Genomic DNA, 23,103 nt, shown 5'->3' with positions numbered 1-23,103 from the left:
ATATTCGGAGGAATACATAGTTTTATGGGGGTCAAAAAATATTTTTTTAAAAAATACATATTTATTTCAAAAATAAAAACCATCAATTTGAAAAAGGATAATCAAATTGATGGTTTTCTTATAATATCTATTAAATTGGATTCTCATTTTTTACATTTTATCATGATTGAGGAGAGAAAAGATTAATATAAACCGATGCAGCTAAGTCATATTATCGAATCGAATGTAGTGTAATCACATATTTCTCATTCTCTTAAGTAAGGACTAAAAATAACCTATCCATAGAGCTACTAAAACCACTACGAATAAAGCAAAGCAACATGTAATATTTCGAATCCACTTTTGTATATCATCAAAATACTTTTCTATAAATACGCTGTAAATAGAAAGCATAAGAAGGAGCACAATGAAAGTAAATGATCCCAATTTATCGTTAAATCTTTCATTAGTAAATGTACTTACATGAAGGAATAGAAACACAAACGCTACTATGAATAGCTCAAAAAGCCTTTTTTTATTCACCTCACCACCACCTTACAATAATTACCTTTTATTCCATTTTATCAGAACATACTGTGTAGTCGTATATGAATATTATATTCAAATCAAAAAGGCCAACAATTCAATATTGTTAGCCTCTACTTTCCATATTCGTACCTTTTATCACTTTACTTCCTAACAACCGGAATCCACATTTCACCAAATACTAAGCCGTTTCTTTGTCCCATCTCAACTGTTGTATTTGGCCCGCCAACATAGGCAAAATCTTTTGCATCTGGTAAAGCTTGACCGAAGGCAATACCAGTCAGCTTATTACTTAGCTCTTCAGCCGTCTTATCTTCCCCTTTCACTACTAAGTATTCTCCCTTCGGAAATTGGATTACTCTAGATGCTTCTTCTATTTGTGCCTCTGTCATAACACCAGCATAATACATCATCTTGTTATTCACCGCTTCACTCACAGAAAAAATGTATTCGTTTGTAGCTAAAGCTTTTAAAGTATCCAGCCTTCCATCTTCTTTAACAGCCGACCAAAAGTCTTCCTTTTCTTTATTTATCCCAGCAAAGTCTGTATAGTCACTCTTAATTTCAGTTCCAATACCTAACACAATAAAGCTATCTTTTTCTTCAATCGTATAATTTTTCATATTCAAAACCTTCCTTCTTTTAAAATGATTCAAATGATTTATCTTTTCATCTGATACGTTTATAATAACTTTAAATCATGTCAAAAAATGATACTGTTTAGGAGACTCTAATGAAAAAAGTTGAACGGATTAATACAATTATGCGGTATATCAACAATCGCTCCCACTTTACAATTTCTGAAATCATACGAGAATTTAACATATCGCGATCGACAGCTATTAGAGACATAAGAGAAATTGAAGCTATGGGCATGCCACTTGTCGCTGAAGTTGGAAGAACTGGTGGATATTTTGTTATGCATAACTCTATCCTGCCCGTTGTTCGCTTTACTGATAATGAAGTGAAAGCTCTTTTTATTGCCTTTATGGCTACGAGGAATCAACAACTTCCCTACCTAAAGAGTCGTCAATCTTTAGCCGAAAAACTACTAGGACTCATCTCAGAAACCCAGCAAGATGATCTCGTTCTTTTAAATCAACTCTTGCTTTTCCAAGGGACTAATCCTTATAATCCCGATCTACTTGAGCTTTCTGATCTCCCCCATCCTATGTTAGAAAAACTCATTCAAATCCTTCTTTTAGATAACCATTTATTGATTACTATGAAAGAAGATGAAGAAATCAAGTCTTATCCAATTTATCTATTGCACCTTTATCAAGAAAAAAGCCATTGGATCATTGAAGGGTTTGACTTAAAAGAAGAAAAGAAGATGATGTTTCCTGTCGATGATCTCATTAATATCGAACCATACACGACGAACAAAAGGCTAAATAAGAAAAAGATTTTAGAAAAACTAAGTAAGAAGGACGAAGCAATTAACCTTGTATTTGAACTTGGTCCGACAGCAATTGCCCAGTTCAAAAAATACCATCCTTTAAAAATTTCAATATCTTATACTAATCCTTACCAATCCACAGCCATTTTAAAAACTTTTATCAATGTTAACAATCCCGATGAAGTGATGGAAATAATAAATTGGCTGCTTTTTCTAGGGAAGGATATTAAAATCAAAGAAATACCCGATGAAGTATTAGCAGATTTACAAAAACGAGTGTGCTTATACATTCCATAAGCAGTGAGCCTCAAATATTAAGCTTTATCACTGGATAATTATCCTATTTTTAAATACCATTTCATTTACTACAATGAGAGCATGATAAATAATAAAAGCACGGAAAATCTCCCGTGCTTTTCTAAATATATAAGGTTTCGTTTATCTCGTTTCTTACCCTAACTGACGTTTAAATGCTTTACTGGCGAAAAAGTAAGAGATGACCATTATACCTACGCACCAAGCGAGTGCAATCCAAATATCGTTACCCACAGTTCCTTCATATAAAAGAGCACGAATCGCATTCACGATTGAAGTTACAGGCTGATTCTCTGCAAACGCACGAACAATTTTAGGCATCGTTTCAGTAGGTACGAAGGCCGAACTAATAAATGGAAGAAAAATTAGCGGGTACGAGTAAGCTGTCGCCCCTTCCATAGACTTCGCTTTCAGCCCTGGAATGATAGCTAGCCATGTGAGCGCTAACGTAAACATCCCCAGTATTCCCGCTACCGCAAGCCAATCTAGCATATTTGCACTAGAACGAAAGCCCATTAAGAGCGCAACAAGAATAACCACCACGATAGTAAGTACATTAGCAACAAGAGAAGTTAAAACGTGAGCCCACAATATTGATGAGCGCTTAATAGGCATCGTAATGAAACGTGCCATCAGCCCACTCTTTACATCCGTAAATAATCGTACAGAAGTATAAGCTACACCGGATGCGATAGCCATTAACAAAATTCCCGGCAATAAATAATTAACGTAGTTATCCGTTCCTGTCTTTATAGCCCCGCCAAATACGTAAACAAATAATAGCATCATCATAATCGGTGTAATTGCTACCGTAATAATTGTATCCGGACTGCGCATAATGTTACGCATTAAACGACCTAGTAATACACCTGTTTTACTTTTCATTTACATCTCCTCCTTTTTGCCAATAATCGCAAGGAATATTTCTTCCAATGTCGGTTGCTTTTCGATATACTCCACTTTTGCCGGTGGGAACATCTCTTTCAGTTCAGCAAGAGTACCTGTCGTAATAATTTTTCCGCCATGCAAAATAGCGATACGGTCTGCCAGTTGTTCTGCTTCCTCCAAGTACTGAGTCGTAAGCAAAATAGTTGTACCGCTACCGGCAAGTTCCTTTACTGTATCCCACACTTCGATCCGCGCTTCTGGATCAAGTCCGGTCGTTGGTTCGTCGAGAAAAATAACTGCTGGCGCCCCAATCAAACTCATTGCGATATCAATCCGGCGCTTCATCCCTCCTGAATACTGATCTGCCCTCTGGTTGGCCGCATCAGTCAGGCTAAATCTTGCAAGTAGATTATCAGTAACTTGTGCGGGATTGGAAACACCACGTAACTTAGCGATCATTATCAAGTTTTCCCTTCCAGTAAGCATGCCGTCTAAAGCTGCGAACTGTCCTGTCAAACTGATGCTTTGACGAACATAATCTGGTTGTCGCTGGACGTCAAAACCGCAAATACTCACTTCGCCATCATCTTGCTTCATTAGCGTCGAAAGGATATTGACCGTTGTCGTCTTTCCCGCTCCATTTGAGCCTAGCAGCGCGAAAATTTCTCCACGCTGCACCTCAAAATCTACCCCTTTTAAAACTCCCTTGTCTTTAAAGGATTTTTTCAAGCTTTTTACAGAAATCGCTGCATTACTCATACTTTTTCCTCCCTATAAAATGTTTTGCGAAGATAATTTATTTACCTCTACCTATTTAGTATCACTGATATTCTGTATTACTTAGTACCGAGTTAAAAATATAACTGAATAGCTATGATGCAATTCATATGTGTAACCAGCTAATCAGTCGTTATTACTTATTCCATTTATTTTTTTCTCAATTTCTTCATAATACTTTCATTCAAATCTTCACGATACTTGGAGACGTAAGTTTTAGCGTTTGCCACTAGTTCGTCAGCAAAGGAAGCCACGTCATCCCCAGTAATGTCAAGCACTTGTCTTCCTTCCGCTGCACCCGCTTCGAACAAATCGATTAATTCATACTGTATGTGTAACATATCCATCCCGTTACCCGCTGAGAAATTCCACATGTAGTTTTGAATTTTCTTAAATACAAATTGGTAGTCCTCTGGCAGAGCCTCAACTCGTGCCATCATCATTTTGTACTCTTTTTTATCACCAATTAACTTTTTGAACATTTCTAACATCTTATTTTCCTCCTTTTTTATAAAGCCGAACAAGAAATTCTCAAAGTATCGGCCAGAACATTTTATCTTATGAACCTATTTTGACTTCAAGACGTTAATTTTTGACGATACAAAATCCCATTTTTCCCAAAACAATTCAAGCTCCTGGCGGCCTTCTTCATTTAATGAATAAAACTTACGAGGAGGCCCCATATCTGATGGTTTCTTTTCAATATTCACAAGCTTTTTCTTCTCTAATCGTACGAGGATAGTATACACCGTACCTTCTACAACTTCGGTAAACCCAAGATCATTCAGGTGGCGGGTAATCTCATAGCCATACGTTTCACGGCGACTAATGATTTCCAGTACACACCCTTCCAGTGAACCTTTCAGCATTTCAGTTAAATTTTCCATGTCCTGATCCTCCTTTACCCCCTATTCTGTCTGACTTATATTCAGTACTACAGAGTACTAAGGCGAATTTTTACTGAATAGCTTTTGAGTAAAACTACACTATTTAGTATTACTTATTACAACTACATTGTATGACTAAGTAGTTGTGGATGTCAACTTTATTTTCAAAAAAATTAAAAATCCGCTTTACCCTAACCGGATACAGTCTCCTTTTTTGGTTGTAAGGGTCATCAAACTAGTAAAACAGAGCTGATTCAAAGTGTAATTTAAATCAGCTCTGCTTTATTGTTTTCATACCGATATATCATGTTTTTTCACGATACAAATTGTTTCTCACTACCATTCCCATTGCATATAAAGCATAAAGGCAAGTGCGGTCAGAGAAAATTCCCAGAGATTATCCGTACATGATACGAGCCCCTAAAATACAATTCTGTTAGAAATTTGTTCTCTATATTCTCTTTTATTTTATTTCTGATAGTTGATTAACAACACTATCTAAAAATTTTTCTACCTTTTCTTTTGATGTATCCGGCGCATGATAACCAATCGTAAATGTAAGTCTTCCATTATAAGAGCTTACTCCCATTGAAAAGAATGGTGCATACATAATAGGTGATGCCATATACCCGTCCTCAGCTTGAATTTGACCAAACTGAATAGGTTCCTCAGCGATCACTCCCAAATTTGTCAGTAATGGCAACGCCATCCCCATCTGTACAGCCTCTTCATATTGCTGATTATACATTTCCTTCACTGTAGATAGCTTCATTTCTGCCAGTAGCTCCATTCCTGCTGCTGAAGAAAGACCTGGATTTTGAGACTTTATTTTATCCATTGATTGTTTAACTCGAACAAGAGTCTGCTTAAATGTTTCATCGTCTTCCATTTTAATCACTGGCATTTCCATACCGGATAAGTTGCAAATAGCACCAGTTGTATTATTAGGCAGATATCGACGTAAATCAATTGTCAAGCCAATCATTTTTTCTGCAGTGCGAGGTTCTGCATACACAGTGAAATGTGATAAAGCTCGGAAGTATGCAGTCATGATTACATCATTCAAGGTAGCCTGTTGTGCTTTTGTCCATTGGGTTAAACGTAGAGTTTGCTCATGGCTCAATCGCCGTACGGACATTTGGGGAAATTTATTTTTGTTAGGTTGAGATGGAAAAGACCATAACGATGCCTGTTGTTCTTGGTTAGGACGATACGCACTTTTTATGTCCGATATTCCAGCGTATTTGAATACATGTGATTGATCTCGACAACTCTCATTTCCCTCATCAAATTCCTTTATAATTTGCTTCTTAGACCGTCCCAATGAAAGGTGCGTATATATTGTTCCAAGCAATTTAATATATTCCTTGACTCCTGCACCATCTGAACATAGATGAGATAATTTCACAACTAACATATCTGTTGTAGTGCCCCGTAATAATTTCGTTTGAACCATAGGCCCCTGTATACGATCACCAGGTTCTTTAATAAAATCTATTGCCATTATTTCAAGTTCTTGATTATTTCCTTCTGCAAAAAAGCAAATAGATGAGTTAGTGTCAGATGAATGTTCCTCCCAGTAAGGAATATCATTTTCTACAAACCGGCTGTTCAAAACTGGTTGCAATTGCAACGTTATCCTTACTGATTCTTCAAGTATTTCCTTGGATATACCTACAGGAAAATAAAGAACTGCATTAATTTGTTGATCTGCAGAATAAAGACCTAATACATAATTCATTCGATCTTGTGGTGTTACTGAATACTTTCTTTTCTCCATAATTCCGTCCCCCTTTAGGACTTTTTGTATAACCCTATTTTCCATATGCTTGTAATTTTTCTAGTCATTTTTCTTCAAGAGCTAATAACGCTTATTTTTTAAATTTTTAACGAAATCATCTTCTCCGTATTGGTTTCATTCTTTTTGCAGGTGATATATCCATTATTTTATTGTTATTAACACTGCCTAACCTCCCAATGAAACCAAACAAAAATAAATTAAGTTTAAATATACATAAACATTTTATTATAACGTCTATAAATTATCAATACAGCAAATAAATCATTTTTATGTCTGTCAATAAAAAACAATATATTCAAGGGCTACTTCATAATAAAAGATTGATGTGCATGTATATGTACCCATATCACTATCAAAATAAGAATGAGAATTTTTTCAACAAAAATAAGCTGCAGATATTGATTTTACAGTAAAAAAAGCCCCTCCATTTTGAAAATGAGTAGGGCTATTTCCAATTTGAATTTTATAAAAGAATGATTATCATAAATAATATTTTACTTTTTAGTCTACCTTATTATTTTTAATCCATTTTCCTAATAAATGAATGGATTTTATTCATATAATTTGAGGTGGTATCGTTGGTTTTTAAAAATAGAAAGCTTATTTTCAAATCAAATGAAAAAGAGGTGAAATTATAGATATTCATGTAAAAATTTCGTTTTGGGGATACTTAAAATCTTAAGGTGATGGGCATGTGGTGTTACACTTTAAAAGCTTTATAAAATTATAAAATTTATAGATATAGCAAATTTTCTTTATTAATAATCATTTGTATGTATGTTCGTTTACTCACACACATACAAATGATTTATAAAGCCACAATTAAGTGAAAACATCTTTTCCGTTACGATAACATCATAGCCATATCTTCTGCTGCATTTGTAATTAGTTTTAAACCAAATGTTTCTTGTAATACATCAAGCACGCCAGCTGAAATAAATTCAGGAGCCTTTGGACCGATGCGAATATCTTGAATCCCAAGACTAAATAGCCCTAGTAAAATGGCAACCGCTTTTTGTTCAAACCATGATAGGACAATACTTACTGGCAATTCATTCACTTCACATTGAAAAGCATCAGCTAAAGCAGCCGCTATTTTCACTGTAGAAATTGAATTATTGCACTGTCCTAAATCAATGTAACGCGGAATTTCCGTACCAGGTACAACACCGTAATCCACATCATTAAAGCGGAATTTCCCGCAAGAAGTTGTTAAAATAACCGTTTCTGGCGGAAGTGACGTTGCTAATTCACGATAATATTCTCCGCCTTTTCCCGGTGCATCACAACCGGCGATAACAAAGAAACGCTTTATTTTCCCTTTTTTTACTGCGTCAATAATTTCTGGAGCTAATGATAATACTGTATTATGATGAAACCCTGTCACTAACTGTTCATCCGACTCCATATGTACTTCTGGAAGTTCTAGCGTTTTTTGAATTAACGTTGTAAAATCATCATTTTCAATTTTTTGTACACCTTCTAAACCTGCAATGTCATATGAAAAGAATCGATCAGAGTACGAGCCTTTAATTGGCATAACACAGTTCGTTGTAGCTAATATGGCACCAGTAAATTTTTCAAAAAGGCGTCTTTGATCATACCATGCCTTACCGATGTTTCCTTTTAAATGTTTATATTTTTTCAGCTGCGGGTATCCGTGTGCTGGTAGCATTTCAGAATGCGTATAAATATTAATGTCTTTTCCTTCTGTTTGCTTTAATAGTTCTTCTAATGCAAATAAATTATGGCCCGTAACTACAATTGCTTTACCTTCTACACGATTTTGTGTAATTTGTACAGGTTCTGGCACACCAAAATGATTCGTATGTGCCTCATCCAATAACTCCATCACCCGTAAAGCTGATTTCCCAACTTTCATAGCCATATCAATATGCTCTTGTTCGTTAAAATTAGAATTTGTTAATGTCATATATAAAGCTTCTTGTGTTGTAGCATCTACAAATGCATCCGTATACCCTAGCTGAGCAGCATGTGTGCGATAAGCTGCAATTCCTTTTAGCCCAAACACAATCGTATCTTGTAAACTCGCAATCGTTTCATTCTTACCACAAACACCCATCACTTTACATCCGCCTGTTGGCGTTTGTTCACATTGATAACAAAACATATCATCCCACCCTCTCCCAATCATTCATTACACCTTAAGCATAATACCCATTGAAAAAAAGTGATGTGATATCAATCACAATAATATATAAAGATTTGTGACAGTTCATATTGTTGACATAATATTTTTATTGACACTAAAAAATGTACATTAGTGTGCACACATCTTTCGATACTTTTAAATAGCTAAATAATTAATTTGGAGAAATATATACAACGAAAATTTTTTGAATCCTTATACAAATAGTTGCAATTCATCACATATGAAAATAGACATACAAAAACGCCATCCTTTTCTATCCTTCAATAGAAAGAATAGCGTATTTTTTATTTTAAGGAACTATCATTTTTTATTAAAGCCTTTATTGTAAAGCTTTTTATTTACAATACATTTACACTATCTTAATATTACTTACATTATTTATATGATATATTTATATAGAAACTACTTAAGAAATTTCATATACATTTTATCTTTATGATCTCTTATCTAATCAATAAAAAGATCATGTTATATTTTTATAACAGGGGTGAATTAGAATGACTGAAACTTTAAAAACACTTATAATGCTTGATGCTACTTACGTTGTTATAGCAATTATGACAGTTCTAGTATTTGTATACTTGGAATTAAAATCTCAGTAATACATGCTGGCGTAATCGACAGATTCAGCATTTAAATATAGTTAGAAGAAAGAGAGGAGAAAATTATTTCTCCTCTCTTTTGTATTTCTACAATTTCTTATTTTAATAAATCCAATGTATGTAAAAGTAATCCTCTGTCTCCTACTTCTCCATGACCAGGTACTACCGAATTTATATTTCCATATCGCTTCAGCACATTCTCAATCGATGTAGACCATTCATTTACGTATGCATCCGCAACATTTCCTAAATCTTTTGCTTCCGCAGATTTCACTAAACAGCCTCCAGCTAAAATTTTATATTGTGGCAACCAAACAACAATATTATCTTCTGTACGTCCTTTCCCTGGATGGAACGTTTCTACTTTTGTATTGCCAAACTTCAAACTCGTAATTGTTTGTAAATCTCCAAGCGGCTCTTCATATCCATTTTTCTTTGCTAATTCTGCAGTTAATGCTGTACTATGCGCTTTAATACCTCTTTCTTTCAACGTTTTTATTCCGCCAATTCGATCAGCGTGCGCATGTGTAATAATGAAATCCGTTACGCGCTTCTGAAATTTCTTTTCTACCATTTCTATTAGTTCCTTCGTTAATTTTTCATCCCAATCTGAAACTCCACAATATTCATACTTAATCTCCCCTCATTACAAATACTCCATTTTTCTATTACATTTAAAATCAAAATTGTATTTTGTTAAATTATAACATTCAGACTATAATTTATTTATAGCCCATTAACGGAGGTGTTTGCAATGACTCTCTTCGCTTCACCATCATTATTCATAGTAGCAATCATTTCATTTGCACTAGCTTATTTCATCGGAGTAAAACAATACACTTGCCTCTTATCAGGATTCAACGAACGCCGCGTGCTTGATAAAGTGACACTATCAAAAATAGTAGGTCTTTATAATTTAATTGCTGGTGTCATTGCGACAATCGGTAGTGTCTTCACTACTCCTAATGCCAAAATCTTATTTCCTATCATTATAATTGGACACGTTATAATCGCGGCTTATGTAAATACACGCATGGTGCAGTGAAAAAGATCACCCAAATGGGTGATCTTTTTTATAATTTATCAACATATTGCTTCGCTTCTAGTAAGGAAAAACCAAAAGCTTCTCTTACTCTCTTAACTGCTGTAATTTTTTTGCCTTCTTCTACAAGCTGGCGTAGTTCTTTATTAATTTCAGGTTCTCTTTCTACAATTCCCAATTCTTTCGTAATTAATTGTAATCTATCTTCAATTCTCTTTAAACGCGCATCATTTTTCTTTTCAATTGTAGTTAATTTTTCAGCGATATAAATGAAACCAAAGGCTACTATCGGTATAACCATCCAGAATTCCATGAATGTTCCCCCTTACTAACTTTCATTTGTTTTATTTCACTAACTTATGTAAATTTTACCACAAGAAACATTTACTGTATAATACCACTATATCAAACTGTTAATAAAACCTATTATTTTAGGGGGACACTTTATGAAAAGATTTTTAAATACGTTACTTCAATTTGTAGTTCTTTCAATCATGCTACATTTATTATTTGATATAGTGGGTTGGCTTGTTTTCAATGCACCAATTAAAAACAAACAAATCATCATTTCTTTAATAACAACCTCATGGATTATGTACATGTACCGCGATAAATTTTTTAAAACATTCACTTCAAATTAACTAAAAAACTTCATCTTTGATCGATGAAGTTTTTTCTTTTTCTCTCACACTCTCTATTCACTATAGTATAATAGAACTAACATTCTGTCTTTTTTGAAGAAAGGAGTCACTATGAACTTAAAAAGTAACAATATATACGAGAAAATGAACCAATATTCCGTTGCAGGTTTAAGTCTTGCCGTTATACGTGACGGCAAACTAGACGAAGCGATTACTTTCGGAACACTTGAATCTGGAACAACTAGAACTGTCACTACGAATTCTATATTTAATTCTTGTTCTATTAGTAAGTTTATCACTACAATGCTCGTACTAACGTTATCAGATCAAGAAATCATACATTTAGATGGAGACGTAAATGATAGACTTACATCTTGGAACATACCTACCAATCTATTTACCTCACAGAAAAAAGTCACCCTGCGAAATTTATTAAGTCACCAATCTGGAATTATTGATTCTCCTAATAGTTTTGAACATTTTACATTTGCACAAGGGCGACCAAACTTATCTGAACTCCTTGCTGGTAAAACATCATATTGTTCAGTACCAATAGAAATAACTTATAAACCAGAAAGTGAATTTCACTACTCTGATGCAAACTTTTGTATTATCGAACTACTACTTGAAGATATAACTGGAAAACCATTTAACCTTTTACTTGAAGAATATATCTTTCAGCCACTACAAATGAAAAATAGTACACTCTTCTCTCCAAAAGACATAGATAAAACCGATGTTTTTGCTTGCGGCCATAATAAAGATAGAACTGTAACAAATGAGAGATTTCCATTTTATCCATTCGCAGCTGCTTCAGGCATTTGGACAACACCAACTGACTTATCAGCTTTAGTCATTGAAATCATTCATTCCTTACAAGGAAAGGGCAAACTAAAACTTTCTCAAAAATTAGTACTAGACATGATTTCTCCTCAAGGTTGCTCAAAATGGACTGGATTAGGTGTTTTTCTAGATGATTCTAATGAAGAATTACAGATTTATTCACTCGGATGGGGCGTCGGATTTCAATGTATGATGGTTTGTTATCCATACTGCGGGAATGGCGCTGTTATTATGACCAATTCCGATTTAGGTGTTCATCAAATGGAAGGGATCATTGGTGAGGTTGTAAAAACGTTATCCTTATAATGAAAATAAAGAAGCTGTTCCTTCCAGCTTCTTTATCTATATAACATTTTTCGCAACAATTTTTATATGTTCTGGTGCGATAATTTCCGTTATACTTTCCTGAAAATCTTCATGTAACATTTCTTCCAAATGTTCTAACTGCACTTCAACATGAGTGCATTCTAAATTATGTATATTTAATAGTGCATAATGATCTTTTTTCTTAATTACTAAATATTGATTTTCCTCTGTCACAAGTACAGAACCTAATCGGACTCCTAGTAAGCGTTGATCATCAAACTTCATAATTACTTCTCCTTCCCTTATATAAACGAAACTACAATGAAAATAATTACATTTATGGGAAAACACACTTATTTAGACTATATCATAATTTACTAAAATATAAATATCATTTTTCCTTTTAATAAAGTGAAACTTTAATCAGTGGAGGCCTTACTGTCCGTTAATGTGGGATGAAAATCCCTATTTTTTCATATATTTCGATACAAAAAACTTTCTCAACATGAAATTTGAATTTTCAGTTTTTAATTCTATGAAAATCTATTATAATAAAGTTAATAAATGTTTGACCTCTCCTAATTCATGTACATATGGATGATCAGTAGTTATTGCTACTGATCTATTTTTTTGATTTCAGAAAGCAAATATACTGCATCCTTTCCTACACCACAAATAAGCGCAGAGCCTCTTTGAGATTGCCACGGCAATCCGATATAATACAATCCTCTTACTGGACTAACTCCCTTTATATGATTAGGAAACCCTTTCTCATTCACTGCCTGTTCAATTTCAATCCAATTATAATTTTGAACAAAACCAGTTGACCATATAACGCTTTCTGCACTATAAATATCACCATTCTGAAACATAATGTTATTTCCTGATGCACTTACTACTTTTTCTTGTAGTTTGATTGCTCCATTACGAATAAGTTTCTTACCTTCAAAACCGAAAATAGGGTCCTTTCTCTTCTGAAACCATCTTCCCCTCTTTGTATTTATTTCAGCGTACAATAAACCCACTTTTTCTAGCAGATTAAAAATACTTTTTCCAAAAAGTTGTAACGGTAAAAACGTTAAGGGATGACTAATAGACACCGTAACTTCATGCGTTTTTGCAAGTTCTACTGCGATTTGCATTCCTGAATTTCCGCCACCTACTACAAGTACCTTCCCCTGTGGAATTTGCGATGATGATCTATATTGTGATGAATGTATTTGAAAAATATGTGGTGAAAGATTTTCTGAAAACGAGGGAATAAATGGATGCTGAAAACCACCTGATGCGATAATAACTTTTTTCGTTTGTAAAATTTCTGTAGGAGTATGTAATTCAAATATTTCTTTTTCTTTCTTTATTTTTAGAACTTCCGTTTGTAATTGTACCGGTAATTGAAAATGTCTTGCATATTCTTCTAAATAAGTTGCAATTTCATCTTTATGTGGAAATTCATTCCTTGCTCCTTTTAATATCCTACCTGGTAAACTACTATATTCACTCGGTGTAAAGAGCCGCAAAGAATCATATCTATTTCTCCATGAATCACCAATTCGGTTTCCTGCCTCGAGTAATAAAAAATTATATCCTGCCTGCTTCAAGTAGTATCCTATTGTCAATCCCGCTTGACCAGCTCCAACAATGATTGCATCTAACATCTTTTCCCTCCTCCTTACAACAAATGAATATATGCTCATTTGTTCATGTATTTTATCATACGATTTATTTTTCAATAATTCAATCTGTTTAACAACATGAAAAAGAGCAGTTCACTACTTTATGAACTACTCTTCATTACATTTACCACGTAACTACACTACTTAACCCATGAATATTTGTATATGAATCCTTTCTACTCCGACAATTTTTCCTCATAAAATATAATTCTATTTAAAAACGGATCAATCACAGTTAATTCAATTGTACCCCAAGGTGTTTTTTCTATATTCGGCTTCGAATAAGCATATTCTTTACTTAATAATACAGAATGATAATCCTTTACATCATCTATTTTGATCCGAATCGCACCACCTGGTGAGGCATCACCATGATGTTCTGATAAATGTATCACAGTATCATCTAACGAAATTTGTATATATAATGGCATATTTTCCTCATACCGATGTTCCCAATCCAGTTTAAATCTTAAAAAACCTATGTAAAATAGTTTTGCTTTTTCAATATCAAAAATTCTAAATATAGGTGTAATCATTTATAACTTCATCTCCTATTTATAAACATCCGCAGCCAATTCCCTCAAAACATCCACATTCACTACTTCAAAGCAACCATTGTTTTTCTTTATAATCTCTTTATCACAAAAAATATTTAATGTACGTAATAGGTGCCGATAACTCGTTCCTAACAATTCAGCTGTTTCCGTTAAATTCCCACTAAACACAATTCGATTTCCGTGCTGCACCGCTCGTTCCCCTGCTGCTAACATGTAACTTGCAAGTCTATTTTCAAGTGGATATAGTAAATTAATTGTACTATTTTTTGAAAGTCGATTTAACTTATGTGCTAACGATCCACAAATACATCTTAAAAATTTCGCATCATGAAATAGCTGATTTCTCACTTTTCCTAAAGGTAAAGCAACACAATATGAATCTGCCATTACTTGTACGTTTGAAGCAGTCTTTTGAGAATGAATTAACTCAACATCTCCTAACAGCTGCAAACTATCATAGAAACATAGCAATACAGATTTCCCGTTACTTAATGTATTAAACGCTTTCGCTTTTCCTTCAACGAAGAAAAATAAATACTCTATTTCTTCATTCTCTCTACAAATAAACTCATTCTTTTTAAAAAATATAAGTTCCATATATGGCTTCATATCATGACTAAAAAATGAATCAATATTATTTTTCTTCATATACTCTGCTAGTTTAATAGAATTACATACTTTCTTCATAGTTCCCCACCTTTACAACTCATCCCCATTGTAATTAAAATTTTCTTCTTCCACTATGACATATGTCATAACAATACACAATTTCAGCATGATACAGTCATTACAAATATGAAATATAAAGGGGATATTACATTGTATAACTTTCTTTCTGTCTTTATTGGTGTGCTCATCGCCGTTATGCTCCCATTGAATGGAATTTTATCCGAGTTAATTGGGAAGTATACAGCAAGCGTTGTCATTCACCTCGTCGGTTTAATTGCAGTTATCTTCATTTTAATCTTAAACAAACATAAAATTCATTTCGATAAAGGTATTCCGATTTTTTTATATAGCGCTGGAGCGATTGGAGTATTCACTGTTCTTTTTAATAATATAAGTTTCTCCGTCCTCGGTGCCTCTATTACGATCGCATTAAGTTTACTCGGTCAATCTATTGCTTCCATCGTTATTGATCATTTCGGCTTATTAGGAATGAAAGTTGCAAAGTTTGAAAAGAAAAAACTAGTTGGATTAGCATTCATCTCTTCTGGGATTATTATCATGACAATTTATTAATGGGGGCAAAAATATGTTATATATTACGATCGCTATTTTAGCTGGTGTTTCTATCGTCGTTGCTAGAATTATTAACGCGAATTTAGCAAAGGAAATTGGAAACTGGGAAGGCACGTTTTTCAATTATATTACTGGATTATTTTTCTCTATGTTATTTTTAATTTTCAGTTCAGATTCATTGTATATCCCTATTCATACGTTGCAATCTATTCCTATCGCCGTGTACTTAGGCGGATTAGTAGGCGTTATCGTTATTTCATTATCCAACTATATTACTCCTAAAATATCAGCCTTTTATTTAACATTACTCATCTTTATCGGACAATTATTTGCGGGGACTATTATTGATTTCTTCCTGACAAATGAACTCTCTATCGGTAAAGTTATCGGTGGCATTTTCGTATTAATTGGGCTCACTTACAATTTACTCATAGATCGCCCGATAAAAACTGTGAAGCATAACCAAGTTCAACTATAATACTTTACGCTTACCTATCATATATTAATAGAAAAGCTCTTCACACAAAGTAATAGAGAGGAGAAAATCCTATTAAAAAAATTATTTTATTGTTAGGTAGCGTATTAATTATTTCTGGAATTGTATGGTTTGTAAACTCGGGAAAATCTATTCAAGATCTGTATACTGCAAATAAGCCGAAAAAGAAAGCTACTATTATTTCAAGCTCCCGAGATCCAAATGAGCCTCCTGTTTTTTTAGGAAAACAGGAAATAAAAGATATACATGTCGAATCAATTAAAACAAAAAAGGATATCTTTCTCACAAAAACAGATGAGTTAAAAACGTTTATTAACAGTATGAATACCGCAAAAAAAGGCAAATTAACATTGGATGAGGAAGGATCAGATTTAATAGATTGTGATATGTGGATTACTTTCGAAGATGGAACTTATAAAAAATATTTCATATGGGTAGTTGATCATCACAACAGCGAAGTGATGATTGCTCAGCAAGATACTCCTGATGATGTAAACCTTACGTACTATCAGTTAAACGAAGATAGTTCAAAAAAAGTTTATAATTTATTTAAAAAAATTATTTAAACGAAAAAGTCATGAGCACGCGAGCTCATGACTTTTTGCACTATATATACTCCGGGAACACTTTACATCCCTTTTCCTGCTCTATATCATGACCAAAGAAAATAATTGGTTTCTCTTTCGCCACAACTTCTTTTAAACGTTTAATTGAAGATAAAGCTAATTCTGAATCAAATCCTGCAAACGGCACTTCATCTTCAAAATTCTCTTTCGTATAAGATGCATCAATCGTTAATAATATCGGACCGGATTTTTCTGTCTCAATTAACAGTGACTGATGCCCTGGCGAATGTCCTGGTGTATACAATAACCGAACACCAGGTACCACTTCATAATCCCCTTCAATAATTTTGTAGTTCAAATGCGGCAATATACACTCTTTCAAATATTCTTCTCTATATTGCGCCGCCTCATATTCAGCACGCTGTATAATGATTGGCGTATTCGAAAAAGCACCATTTCCTCCCGCATGATCAAAATGCAAATGTGAACTAATAATATATAGGAGATCATCTGGCTCATACCCTGCACGCTTTAAAATAGTTATGATTCTATCTTCTTCAGTCATTTTCGGTAAAATCTGTCCTTCAACAAATGTACCGTTAAAAAGACCTTCATTATTAACCGCAATTTCTGGCATACCTGTATCTACTAAAATAGGCCCTTCTTCCGTCTCCAAAAGATAACACCATACAGGTAAGTTCAATAAATTTCCCGGTGTGAGCGTACTATTAACAGAAGAATGGTCTAACATACAACGACCTGCTGGGATGAAATAAAGCTTTTTTACTGTCATTATGTATCCACCTTTACATTTAATTTAAGATAAAGTAACACAATAAAAAATTCTGCTTTTTAGAAATAAACTCCTTCCACACTTTCATACCAGCATAAATAAAAAAGAGTGTACTTTTTTTACATAATGGCATTTCACCATCTATAATAAAAGAGTAAATGACTCTTACTTTAATGGAGGGAATAGAAATGAAAGCAATTGGTTTACATGAATACTTACCTATTGAAGAAGAAAACAGTTTAATTAATATTGAAGTTGAAAGACCTGTTGCTACAGGAAGAGATATACTCGTTAAAATTAACGCAATTTCCGTTAATCCAGTTGATACAAAAGTTCGCTCTCCGAAAGATAAAAAAGAAGATATAGCAAAAATACTCGGCTGGGATGCGAGTGGTATTGTCGTACAAACGGGCGAAGGTTGTACGTTATTTAAAGAAGGCGACGAAGTGTTTTACGCTGGAAGCATTACGAGACAAGGTACATATAGTGAATATCATTTAGTTGATGAAAGAATCGTTGGTAAGAAACCAAAAACGTTAAATGATGCTGAATCTGCCGCAATTCCTTTAACAGCGATTACAGCTTGGGAAGGTTTATTTGAACGTTTAGGCATTGATCATACTAAAAAAGATACGAACTCATTTAAAAACATTTTAATTATCGGCGGAGCTGGTGGTGTCGGTTCAATTGCAATTCAACTGGCGAAATGGGCTGGACTAAATGTAATTGCAACTGCTTCCCGCGGCGAAACGATAGACTGGGTTAAAAAGCTTGGAGCTGACCATACAATTGACCATCATGCCCCTTTAAAAGAGCAATTACAAAGCCTTGGATTCAGCGATGTAGATTATATTTTCTGCTTAAACAATACAGATCAACATTGGCAAGCAATATGTGACCTTATTAAACCACAAGGCAAAATTTGCTCTATCGTAGAAAATGAACACCCTCTTGAAATGGGTATTTTAAAAAGTAAAAGTGCTACACTCGTTTGGGAGTTTATGTTTACAAAAGCAATGTATGAAACTGGCGATATGATTACGCAGCACGAACTATTAAATAAAGTAAGCGAACTACTAGATGAAGGCATTTTAAAGACTACCTTAAATGAAACATTAACACCGATTAACGCTGAAAACTTAAAGAAGGCACATGCACTACTTGAAAGTGGACGTACCATCGGGAAAATCGTATTAGAGAAATTTTAATCATGATAGTGACAGATAGTATGTGAAATTATATTAACGATTTTTCGAACATATCTATCATAACGTACAATATATCAACGATTTTTCAAATATATCTATCATAACGTACAATATATCAACGATTTTTCAAATATATCTATCATAACGTACAATATATCAACGATTTTTCAAATATATCTATCACAAATCAAATTATATCAACAATAAGAAAAGGCTGTTCCAGATGAACAGCCTTTTCTTTATTTACTTGAAATCTCTTTATTGTTTTGAACGTCTAACGGAGCTCGCTTCCCTATTCCAAAAGCATAGAAACTAATTGTAACGATAGCTAAGAAAATAATACCTACAACTAGTGAAATACGAGTATCATCGTTAAACCACATTCCGATTAATACCATAATTAAAAAGGCAATCGTTAAATAGTTTGTTACAGGAGCAAATGGCATTTTGAACGGATGATCTTTCATCTCTGCTCCCTTTTCTTTTCTAAAACGAATTTGACTAATTAAAATGACGAACCATGGTACCATACCAGGAAGTACGCTCGCACTATATACATATACGAATAAGTTTTTCGGTGCAATATAGCTTAATACAACACCAACCGCTAAACCGATAATTACGCCAACTGTACCAAATAAAGGTACACCATTTCCAGAAAGTTTTGTGAAATATTTTGGTGCTTGTCCATTTATCCCTAACGTATAAAGCATACGTCCAGCACTATAAATACCACTATTACAACCAGACATTGCCGCTGTAATTACAACGAAGTTAATAAGTCCAGCTGCTGCCGTAATACCAACTTTCGCAAAAGTCGCTACGAACGGGCTACCAATTGTACTTAATTGATCCCACGGATACACAGTTACAATAACGAAAATAGCACCAATATAGAATATTAAAATACGCCAAATTGTACTTTGAATTGCTCTTGTAAGTGTCTTCTTCGGATTTTTCGCTTCACCAGCAGTAATCCCGATTAATTCCACACCTTGATATGCTCCAACTACAAGTGATAATGCAAAGAAGAATCCTGAAAAACCACCTGTAAAGAAACCGCCATTTGACCAAAGATTAGATATACCAATCGCTTCTCCACCGTTACCAATTCCGAAGAAAATAAGACCAAATCCCGCAATAATCATTAATAGAATCGTAACAATTTTAATCATCGCGAACCAAAATTCAAATTCACCAAATGACTTAACAGAAATTAAGTTAGCTGCACCAAGAATGACCATGGCAATTATACCTGGTATCCAAGCTGGTAAATCCGGGAACCAATATTGCATATACGCTCCAACCGCGATAATTTCTGACATCCCAACGATAACCCACTGGAACCAGTTACTCCACGCTGTCATATAACCAGCTAGCGGATGAATATACTTATGACCGAATGTCGCAAATGAGCCTGTACTTGGCTCCATATACAACATTTCTCCCATGGCACGCATAATGAAGAAGATAAAAATACCTGCAATTGCATAAGCAAGCATTACTGACGGACCTGTCCATTTAATTGTACTGGCTGACCCCATAAATAAACCAACACCAATTGTTCCGCCTAAAGCAATCATTTGAATATGACGTGCTTCTAAACCTCTTTTCAATTCTTTGTTTGCCACTTCACTTCCCCCTCTTAGATGATTCATAGCCGCATTTTAAAACAAGATGCTTTCCCCTAATTCCTTTCGGCCCTGAAAATGATGAAGCAAACGTCATTTTACACTAGCTTTAAAGCTATCCTAAAATCGTTTTGTGCTCCTAATAAAATTCTCAAAACCTTCATCTTCCAATATTCTATAAATCTTAAAATTACTTACCTTATATTAATTCATTAATCTGAAAAATTCAATTATTTTTTCAATAAATTATTATACATAAGCCTGCTTAATTTTTAACTAAATTAACAATAAAATACATCTATTCAATATGATTCCGGTATGAATATTATTACAATATAAATAACCAAGGATGGCATTTCTTCCTCGGTTTCACATCTCATGTACTTCAATCTTCATAGTTGATAACGTGATTTCCCAAACGTTAGATTCATATACCAATCAGAAATTTAATATATTAATAAATTACTAACTTCTTTAGTCCAGTCCAATTTTGAGGCATAAAATATAAAAGAGTCTCATTTTTAATGAGACCCTTTTACCATTTCATATTTAAATTGCTTTTGAAGTTTGTTTACCTAAAATAAACACTTTAGTAAACACCATCATAATAACTACAATAACCAGAAAATAAAGTGGCATCACCAGTAACGAGCCTGTATGCAGCTGACTCATTCCCAAAATTGTCACCGTTACAATTATATAGTACCCTAAGCTAAACAATGCACCAGCTGTACCAATAACATCTTGAAAATCTACTAATGCTAAACTTAAACAATTAGGTAACGCTACTCCAATTCCTAATAGCAATATAAACATCGCTACTAAAAATCCAATCATATATATTATATTTGGATTTGATCCAACTGAAGTAATAATAGATAAAACGACTGCTCCACCTGTCATTACAAGACAACCGATATATATAATTTTCTCTGGCTTATAAGTAACCAGTAAACGTTTTGAAACTTTCGCTCCAACAATAGAAGCAGACGCAACAACAATTCCTAAAAATCCATACGTACTGGGTGATAACTGAAAGTATTCGATAAAGATAAACGGTGCTTCTGCATAATAGCTAAATAAAACACCATTTGCTCCTCCAATTAATAGCCCATATGTTACTACTTTCGGATTTGTAATTAATCTTTTCAATACTGAAAAGACATTTATTTTATTTGTCACTGAGTCTGTTTTTGTTTCTGGAAGAGAAACAAACGTATACAGAAAAATCCCGACACTCATAACAACTAAACTTAAAAATACTATTTTAAATCCAAACATTTGATCAAGAAAGCCCCCAACTAGCGGGCCTATCGCTGGTGTAAAAGCAATGACTGCCGAAATTTGAGCAAACATAACATGGCGTTTATGCCCATCTACACTTTCCCGAAGAATCGTTTGTGTAACCACGGATCCTGCACTTGCTCCAAACGCTTGAATAAAACGACTTAGCAATAAAACTTCAATGGAATTTGCAATAAAGCACAAGAAACTCCCAACGCCATATACGACAATTCCAAGTAACATCGCCCGGCGACGACCAATTATATCTGATAACCAACCAATAAAAAATACACCTAACGCAAATCCAGCAAAATACACACTAAGTGTTAACTGCACCTCATTATTACTTACCTGTAATGCCTTTGAAATGTCTGGTAAAGATGGTGTGTAAATCGTTTCACTAATTTGCGGAAATGCGACAAGAACAATCATTAACAAAAGTGATGGTACCGAGACTTTTTTCATTTTTCATACCCTCCTATAACTTTGAAAATCTCAGAAGTAAAAAGACTTTCCTAAGCTATGGAACAGGAGGGGCCATTATAGAAATCCGGTCATAAAACAACAAAGAAAACACCTCAATTACGTATGTTAATACTTATAGGAGGGTAATATTAACATTGATTTTAAAACATACTTTTTCAATTATATTACATATTACTTTTATTTTTCTAGTATTAACGTTCAAATGTTCTTTTTATATTAGTGAACAACTAATACACCCCATAGAAGATAACAACTTGATATAACCACCTTATTATGGAATAATTAGAAATAGTTTGAATTTATAAACCTAATTATAAAATGATAGACCGATATATTCCTAATATCATAACGCTGAACAAGTAGGAGGACTTTCGTAATGATTGAAATTTTAAGGACAGTAGTAAACTTTCTAATTTCTCTATTCTCAGGAGAATTACCATTTGTATATTATGTATGGATTATTACCCTATTCCTAATTCAAATAATCCAATCCACTCTGAACTACAAACTCTTTAACAAGAAAGAGAATTTCAGCACTTATATATCAGAAGGATTACTTGCTTTTATTATTTTATTGTTTGGAGGAATATTAGTATCTAAGTTACTTGCTTACATAATAGAAGACCCTACTATTAGTATGACGAATTTAACACATTATTTTGTTTCTCTTATCATATTAACTATATTTGTCGTAATAACCTGTGTTAAAAACTTTATAGAGACATCTATAAAGAATAAAAATATATCTCTTTTTAGCTTTTTAGTAATTTCCTTAATAACAAGTATACTTTCATTCAAGTTTTTATCACCTTTCATTGAAGGTTCTTTTTCTCTTTCTAAATCTTTTATAACTACTTTAATCATTCTAGTAACTGTATCCATTCCTCTATTAATTTCTTTAGAGGAAAAATATGCAGATGAAAAGGAAACGGAAAATTTATAGCTTCTCATTTATATAAAAGAAA

At 33.7% G+C, this 23,103-nt stretch carries 25 protein-coding genes and 1 pseudogene; 9 read left to right on the top strand and 17 right to left on the bottom strand.

Annotated elements, in window-relative coordinates; all coding sequences use genetic code 11:
• Nucleotides 1-264 precede the first annotated feature (264 nt).
• The gene (locus N2V92_RS17940) at nt 265-522 is read right to left on the bottom strand and encodes a DUF3963 domain-containing protein (RefSeq protein WP_001036202.1); all 258 of its coding nucleotides are present in this window, start codon (nt 520-522) and stop codon (nt 265-267) included.
• A gap of 146 nt (nt 523-668) precedes the next feature.
• Nucleotides 669-1,148, bottom strand: coding sequence for a GyrI-like domain-containing protein (locus tag N2V92_RS17935; RefSeq protein WP_000801027.1), 480 nt, complete (start codon nt 1,146-1,148; stop codon nt 669-671).
• Nucleotides 1,149-1,258: 110 nt separating this feature from the next.
• Between N2V92_RS17935 and N2V92_RS17930 the strand changes: the two genes are divergently transcribed.
• Entirely contained in the window at nt 1,259-2,221 is a 963-nt protein-coding gene (locus N2V92_RS17930; RefSeq protein WP_000755063.1) for a helix-turn-helix transcriptional regulator, read from the top strand.
• A 153-nt stretch (nt 2,222-2,374) separates the two neighbouring features.
• On the opposite strand, the gene N2V92_RS17925 is transcribed toward N2V92_RS17930, so the two are convergent.
• The 7 genes and pseudogenes from N2V92_RS17925 to bla form a co-directional block, all read right to left on the bottom strand.
• The gene (locus N2V92_RS17925; RefSeq protein WP_000837802.1) at nt 2,375-3,124 is read right to left on the bottom strand and encodes an ABC transporter permease; all 750 of its coding nucleotides are present in this window, start codon (nt 3,122-3,124) and stop codon (nt 2,375-2,377) included.
• On the bottom strand, nt 3,125-3,886 hold the full coding sequence (locus tag N2V92_RS17920; RefSeq protein ID WP_000063333.1) for an ABC transporter ATP-binding protein: 762 nt from the start codon (nt 3,884-3,886) through the stop codon (nt 3,125-3,127). It abuts the gene before it with no gap.
• Nucleotides 3,887-4,053: 167 nt separating this feature from the next.
• Nucleotides 4,054-4,395, bottom strand: a complete 342-nt coding sequence (locus N2V92_RS17915; RefSeq protein ID WP_000891986.1) for a DUF1048 domain-containing protein — start codon at nt 4,393-4,395, stop codon at nt 4,054-4,056.
• Between the two features lie 75 nt (nt 4,396-4,470).
• Nucleotides 4,471-4,791 carry a PadR family transcriptional regulator gene (locus N2V92_RS17910; RefSeq protein WP_000429487.1) on the bottom strand — a complete coding sequence of 107 codons (321 nt, stop codon included), beginning with the start codon at nt 4,789-4,791 and terminating at the stop codon, nt 4,471-4,473.
• 463 nt (nt 4,792-5,254) lie between these two features.
• Nucleotides 5,255-6,571 (bottom strand): condensation domain-containing protein, encoded by a 1,317-nt coding sequence (locus N2V92_RS17905; RefSeq protein WP_000415486.1) that lies wholly within the window; start codon nt 6,569-6,571, stop codon nt 5,255-5,257.
• Nucleotides 6,572-7,436: 865 nt separating this feature from the next.
• Nucleotides 7,437-8,723 carry a hydroxylamine reductase gene (hcp, locus tag N2V92_RS17900; protein WP_002082429.1) on the bottom strand — a complete coding sequence of 429 codons (1,287 nt, stop codon included), beginning with the start codon at nt 8,721-8,723 and terminating at the stop codon, nt 7,437-7,439.
• Between the two features lie 741 nt (nt 8,724-9,464).
• A pseudogene (bla, locus tag N2V92_RS17895) lies at nt 9,465-9,980 on the bottom strand (subclass B1 metallo-beta-lactamase); the annotation flags it as partial.
• A 141-nt stretch (nt 9,981-10,121) separates the two neighbouring features.
• Between bla and N2V92_RS17890 the strand changes: the two are divergent.
• On the top strand, nt 10,122-10,412 hold the full coding sequence (locus N2V92_RS17890; RefSeq protein ID WP_000171767.1) for a DUF3784 domain-containing protein: 291 nt from the start codon (nt 10,122-10,124) through the stop codon (nt 10,410-10,412).
• Nucleotides 10,413-10,440: 28 nt separating this feature from the next.
• Here the strand turns inward: N2V92_RS17890 and N2V92_RS17885 are convergent, their stop codons facing one another.
• Nucleotides 10,441-10,722 (bottom strand): hypothetical protein, encoded by a 282-nt coding sequence (locus N2V92_RS17885; protein WP_000397727.1) that lies wholly within the window; start codon nt 10,720-10,722, stop codon nt 10,441-10,443.
• Between the two features lie 133 nt (nt 10,723-10,855).
• Here N2V92_RS17885 and N2V92_RS17880 point away from each other — a divergent pair, with 133 nt between their 5' ends.
• Complete coding sequence (locus tag N2V92_RS17880; protein WP_000819655.1) at nt 10,856-11,050, top strand: hypothetical protein; 195 nt, start codon at nt 10,856-10,858, stop codon at nt 11,048-11,050.
• 111 nt (nt 11,051-11,161) lie between these two features.
• Entirely contained in the window at nt 11,162-12,199 is a 1,038-nt protein-coding gene (locus tag N2V92_RS17875; protein ID WP_042598401.1) for a serine hydrolase domain-containing protein, read from the top strand.
• A 36-nt stretch (nt 12,200-12,235) separates the two neighbouring features.
• On the opposite strand, the gene N2V92_RS17870 is transcribed toward N2V92_RS17875, so the two are convergent.
• The 4 genes from N2V92_RS17870 to yeiL form a co-directional block, all read right to left on the bottom strand.
• Nucleotides 12,236-12,484, bottom strand: a complete 249-nt coding sequence (locus N2V92_RS17870; RefSeq protein WP_000666947.1) for a hypothetical protein — start codon at nt 12,482-12,484, stop codon at nt 12,236-12,238.
• A 329-nt stretch (nt 12,485-12,813) separates the two neighbouring features.
• Nucleotides 12,814-13,857: a flavin-containing monooxygenase gene (locus N2V92_RS17865; protein ID WP_000882897.1), complete on the bottom strand. Its 1,044-nt coding sequence runs from the start codon at nt 13,855-13,857 to the stop codon at nt 12,814-12,816.
• 194 nt (nt 13,858-14,051) lie between these two features.
• Nucleotides 14,052-14,411 carry a glyoxalase superfamily protein gene (locus tag N2V92_RS17860; protein WP_016077426.1) on the bottom strand — a complete coding sequence of 120 codons (360 nt, stop codon included), beginning with the start codon at nt 14,409-14,411 and terminating at the stop codon, nt 14,052-14,054.
• A 15-nt stretch (nt 14,412-14,426) separates the two neighbouring features.
• Nucleotides 14,427-15,119: a transcriptional regulator YeiL gene (gene yeiL, locus N2V92_RS17855; protein ID WP_000754833.1), complete on the bottom strand. Its 693-nt coding sequence runs from the start codon at nt 15,117-15,119 to the stop codon at nt 14,427-14,429.
• A gap of 108 nt (nt 15,120-15,227) precedes the next feature.
• On the opposite strand from yeiL, the gene N2V92_RS17850 reads away from it, so the two are divergent.
• The 3 genes from N2V92_RS17850 to N2V92_RS17840 all read left to right on the top strand — a co-directional run bounded on the left by N2V92_RS17850 (nt 15,228) and on the right by N2V92_RS17840 (nt 16,736).
• Entirely contained in the window at nt 15,228-15,674 is a 447-nt protein-coding gene (locus tag N2V92_RS17850) for a DMT family transporter (protein ID WP_002082423.1), read from the top strand.
• 13 nt (nt 15,675-15,687) lie between these two features.
• Nucleotides 15,688-16,152 carry a DMT family transporter gene (locus N2V92_RS17845; RefSeq protein ID WP_000965812.1) on the top strand — a complete coding sequence of 155 codons (465 nt, stop codon included), beginning with the start codon at nt 15,688-15,690 and terminating at the stop codon, nt 16,150-16,152.
• Nucleotides 16,153-16,241: 89 nt separating this feature from the next.
• Complete coding sequence (locus tag N2V92_RS17840) at nt 16,242-16,736, top strand: hypothetical protein (protein ID WP_000901705.1); 495 nt, start codon at nt 16,242-16,244, stop codon at nt 16,734-16,736.
• 40 nt (nt 16,737-16,776) lie between these two features.
• Here the strand turns inward: N2V92_RS17840 and aiiA are convergent, their stop codons facing one another.
• Nucleotides 16,777-17,529 (bottom strand): quorum-quenching N-acyl homoserine lactonase AiiA, encoded by a 753-nt coding sequence (gene aiiA, locus N2V92_RS17835; RefSeq protein WP_000216598.1) that lies wholly within the window; start codon nt 17,527-17,529, stop codon nt 16,777-16,779.
• 188 nt (nt 17,530-17,717) lie between these two features.
• On the opposite strand from aiiA, the gene N2V92_RS17830 reads away from it, so the two are divergent.
• Entirely contained in the window at nt 17,718-18,737 is a 1,020-nt protein-coding gene (locus N2V92_RS17830; protein WP_000643781.1) for a zinc-binding alcohol dehydrogenase family protein, read from the top strand.
• A 239-nt stretch (nt 18,738-18,976) separates the two neighbouring features.
• On the opposite strand, the gene N2V92_RS17825 is transcribed toward N2V92_RS17830, so the two are convergent.
• Nucleotides 18,977-20,368: an amino acid permease gene (locus tag N2V92_RS17825; RefSeq protein ID WP_001284408.1), complete on the bottom strand. Its 1,392-nt coding sequence runs from the start codon at nt 20,366-20,368 to the stop codon at nt 18,977-18,979.
• A 549-nt stretch (nt 20,369-20,917) separates the two neighbouring features.
• A complete protein-coding gene (locus N2V92_RS17820) occupies nt 20,918-22,117 on the bottom strand; it encodes a multidrug effflux MFS transporter (RefSeq protein WP_000758019.1) in 1,200 nt (399 codons plus the stop codon).
• Between the two features lie 397 nt (nt 22,118-22,514).
• Between N2V92_RS17820 and N2V92_RS17815 the strand changes: the two genes are divergently transcribed.
• A complete protein-coding gene (locus tag N2V92_RS17815) occupies nt 22,515-23,081 on the top strand; it encodes a DUF5823 family protein (protein WP_000570034.1) in 567 nt (188 codons plus the stop codon).
• The last annotated feature ends 22 nt before the right edge of the window (nt 23,082-23,103 follow it).

This window comes from Bacillus sp. CH_48 (assembly GCF_038008465.1).
Lineage (GTDB): Bacteria > Bacillota > Bacilli > Bacillales > Bacillaceae_G > Bacillus_A > Bacillus_A thuringiensis_S.
The sequence above is the reverse complement of the archived record's forward strand: the minus strand, read 5'-3'. Positions and strand labels throughout refer to the sequence as shown.

Excerpts from the sequence above, each read along its gene's own strand:
- N2V92_RS17920 (WP_000063333.1), bottom strand. The coding sequence starts at position 3,886 with ATGAGTAATGCAGCGATTTCTGTAAAAAGCTTGAAAAAATCCTTTAAA.
- N2V92_RS17875 (WP_042598401.1), top strand. The coding sequence starts at position 11,162 with ATGAACTTAAAAAGTAACAATATATACGAGAAAATGAACCAATATTCC.
- N2V92_RS17915 (WP_000891986.1), bottom strand. The coding sequence starts at position 4,395 with ATGTTAGAAATGTTCAAAAAGTTAATTGGTGATAAAAAAGAGTACAAA.
- hcp (WP_002082429.1), bottom strand. The coding sequence starts at position 8,723 with ATGTTTTGTTATCAATGTGAACAAACGCCAACAGGCGGATGTAAAGTG.
- N2V92_RS17850 (WP_002082423.1), top strand. The coding sequence starts at position 15,228 with ATGAAATATAAAGGGGATATTACATTGTATAACTTTCTTTCTGTCTTT.
- aiiA (WP_000216598.1), bottom strand. The coding sequence starts at position 17,529 with ATGACAGTAAAAAAGCTTTATTTCATCCCAGCAGGTCGTTGTATGTTA.
- N2V92_RS17910 (WP_000429487.1), bottom strand. The coding sequence starts at position 4,791 with ATGGAAAATTTAACTGAAATGCTGAAAGGTTCACTGGAAGGGTGTGTA.
- N2V92_RS17935 (WP_000801027.1), bottom strand. The coding sequence starts at position 1,148 with ATGAAAAATTATACGATTGAAGAAAAAGATAGCTTTATTGTGTTAGGT.
- N2V92_RS17845 (WP_000965812.1), top strand. The coding sequence starts at position 15,688 with ATGTTATATATTACGATCGCTATTTTAGCTGGTGTTTCTATCGTCGTT.
- yeiL (WP_000754833.1), bottom strand. The coding sequence starts at position 15,119 with ATGAAGAAAGTATGTAATTCTATTAAACTAGCAGAGTATATGAAGAAA.
- N2V92_RS17820 (WP_000758019.1), bottom strand. The coding sequence starts at position 22,117 with ATGAAAAAAGTCTCGGTACCATCACTTTTGTTAATGATTGTTCTTGTC.
- N2V92_RS17885 (WP_000397727.1), bottom strand. The coding sequence starts at position 10,722 with ATGGAATTCTGGATGGTTATACCGATAGTAGCCTTTGGTTTCATTTAT.
- N2V92_RS17870 (WP_000666947.1), bottom strand. The coding sequence starts at position 12,484 with ATGAAGTTTGATGATCAACGCTTACTAGGAGTCCGATTAGGTTCTGTA.
- N2V92_RS17930 (WP_000755063.1), top strand. The coding sequence starts at position 1,259 with ATGAAAAAAGTTGAACGGATTAATACAATTATGCGGTATATCAACAAT.
- N2V92_RS17865 (WP_000882897.1), bottom strand. The coding sequence starts at position 13,857 with ATGTTAGATGCAATCATTGTTGGAGCTGGTCAAGCGGGATTGACAATA.
- N2V92_RS17830 (WP_000643781.1), top strand. The coding sequence starts at position 17,718 with ATGAAAGCAATTGGTTTACATGAATACTTACCTATTGAAGAAGAAAAC.
- N2V92_RS17890 (WP_000171767.1), top strand. The coding sequence starts at position 10,122 with ATGACTCTCTTCGCTTCACCATCATTATTCATAGTAGCAATCATTTCA.
- N2V92_RS17905 (WP_000415486.1), bottom strand. The coding sequence starts at position 6,571 with ATGGAGAAAAGAAAGTATTCAGTAACACCACAAGATCGAATGAATTAT.
- N2V92_RS17925 (WP_000837802.1), bottom strand. The coding sequence starts at position 3,124 with ATGAAAAGTAAAACAGGTGTATTACTAGGTCGTTTAATGCGTAACATT.
- N2V92_RS17860 (WP_016077426.1), bottom strand. The coding sequence starts at position 14,411 with ATGATTACACCTATATTTAGAATTTTTGATATTGAAAAAGCAAAACTA.
- N2V92_RS17815 (WP_000570034.1), top strand. The coding sequence starts at position 22,515 with ATGATTGAAATTTTAAGGACAGTAGTAAACTTTCTAATTTCTCTATTC.
- N2V92_RS17880 (WP_000819655.1), top strand. The coding sequence starts at position 10,856 with ATGAAAAGATTTTTAAATACGTTACTTCAATTTGTAGTTCTTTCAATC.